Genomic DNA, 1,111 nt, shown 5'->3' on the forward strand with positions numbered 1-1,111 from the left:
AGGGAGAGACTGTGGATGAAGCGGATGTTGGCATAGTGCAATGACAGGCAACATCAAAACCTGCCGAAGACCATGCGCTCACTGGCGCAAATCCTGCTCGATAACGCTTCTCTGAATCAGACGAGCAGGGATGCTGATCGGGATATTTAAAAGGTATCCAACCCCAGGCCTGTTCTCTTTCTTTTAATCCAAACGCTCCATTTATCATTTTGATATCAGAACAGTAGGTACTGTCATAGACGCGACCCATAAAGTGATCAGGATCCGATAGACGAGCTGTATCAATGGACAGATCATTGCCGTGCTGATCAACGACGCTGTTACAGGTAGAATCAACAAAGCTCAGAACGTTTTCTCTGGACGATAAGCTAATAGAGAACAACACACCACTGTTTCGTGACGATCCGGGCGTAAGAGTATCCATTTCTGAGGATACCGATATGACTGTTTTAGTGTTTTTCATCGTCAACTGCACTTGCCCTGTTTTCTGATCACATTCAACATTCATTGCAGCCGGTTGAGCATACCTTGATCCCTGCACGCCCTGTAAAAGAGCAAATTCAGAGTGCATAAATCGATAGACGAAATGTTCCTCTGGTCCTATCCCGTCAGCATCGTCAGTGCAACCCAGATTTACCGGCTTAATCCTCCTGTTACTATTCGCTGGATCAAGTACCACCCTAATGTTGTCTGCAACAAAGAGACCAGCTCCCTTCAGATCCAGAATACCTGCCAGTGTGTGATATTTTCTGGTCGGGGTTGCCCCAGCGTTCCCTGTAGTAACTGTTGCTGTTGAACGGCCTGCCTTTATGGGATTTCTGGAATTGATTTCGATATTCGCCAGATAATAAACAGAATCATTACGGGTTGCCGACATCACGTATTGATTCCCTGCGCTTCCCCGAATCACAAATTCAGGCAGAATATCCGTTCCGTTTCCCACAAAAGCCGAATTATCCGGTAACTGAAAACTGTTGACCCTTCCGGAGCTGCCGGTGACGGGCTCCGACAATTGCAATTCATAAACAGCTCGCTGCCCCTTTTCGGATGAACGCTCTGCATCAAAGATAAACAAGGTTGGGTGGAAGGTTCGAAGAACCTCATAATCCAG

The 1,111-nt window shown here is 46.7% G+C and carries 1 protein-coding gene; it reads right to left on the reverse strand.

What is annotated here, in order from left to right:
- Positions 1-1,111: hypothetical protein (locus tag KDK16_RS10560; RefSeq protein ID WP_257276055.1), on the reverse strand; the 1,111-nt coding region annotated here is incomplete at both ends.

The sequence above is a fragment of the Endozoicomonas sp. SESOKO4 genome, assembly GCF_024606275.1.